The organism is Acinetobacter seohaensis (assembly GCF_056431365.1).
The window spans coordinates 1-861 of the sequence record NZ_JBWKMK010000074.1 but is presented as its reverse complement, the minus strand read 5'-3'; the positions used below and the strand labels follow the sequence as shown (position 1 = coordinate 861).

1 protein-coding gene is annotated in these 861 nt (G+C 42.2%); it reads right to left on the bottom strand.

The features are described from left to right. Nucleotides 1-52: 52 nt before the first annotated feature. Nucleotides 53-861 (bottom strand): IS5-like element IS17 family transposase (locus tag AC07E5_RS09710; protein WP_498625334.1); only part of this gene is annotated, 809 nt, incomplete at its 5' end.

Below are 861 nucleotides of genomic sequence, written 5' to 3'. Positions count from 1 at the left end.
GGCTTTGTTGCACAAAGATTTGAAATGCAAAGCGCCCCTAATTGAGCCAAATTTAAGGCGTAACTTGGGTAACTGGTCGACCTAATTCCGTAAATCTGTTGAGGACTGCTACACGTGCATGAATCTCATTCACCTGACTAGGAAAGCTTCTTGCCATTAATTTATCGCCTAATAATTTGATGCAATGCATCTTGGTTTCCACCAAACTGCGGCGATGATAGCCTGACCATTTTTTCCATAGTGTCCTGCCTAAACGTTTAACTGTTCGAAGTAATTCATTTCGCGCTAGCGAGCTACTCTTTGTATCTTTCCATGGTTTCGCATTTTTTCTAGGTGGAATCACCGCATGTGCTTGCCGATCTGCAATGACCTGACGGCATTGCTTGGTGTCATAAGCTCCATCGGTATAAACAGAGTCAATCTGCTCATCTTGAGGAATCTGATCGAGTAAATCACCAAGTACTTGTGAATCACTCACATTATTTGTAGTGAGTTGAATAGCGCGTATTTGAAGGGTTTTGGCATCTATACCAATATGAAGTTTACGCCATTGGCGACGATATTCAGGTCCATGTTTCTTGCGTTTCCATTCGCCCTCACCTAGAAACTTCATGCCTGTAGAGTCTATGAGTAGATGCAGCCCATCGCTACTTTTTTGGTAGCTGATTGCAATATCAATATGCTTTTGTCTTCTACAAAGCGTACTGTAATCTGGTGCGGTCCAATTTAATCCACAAAGTTTAATCAGACTTTGCACAAAGCCAGTGACCATACGTAAAGATAGACGGAATAAGGATTTAATCATTAAGCAGCATTGGATAGCTGCGTCGGAGTAGGTTTGATTTCGCCCTTGTTTGCCTT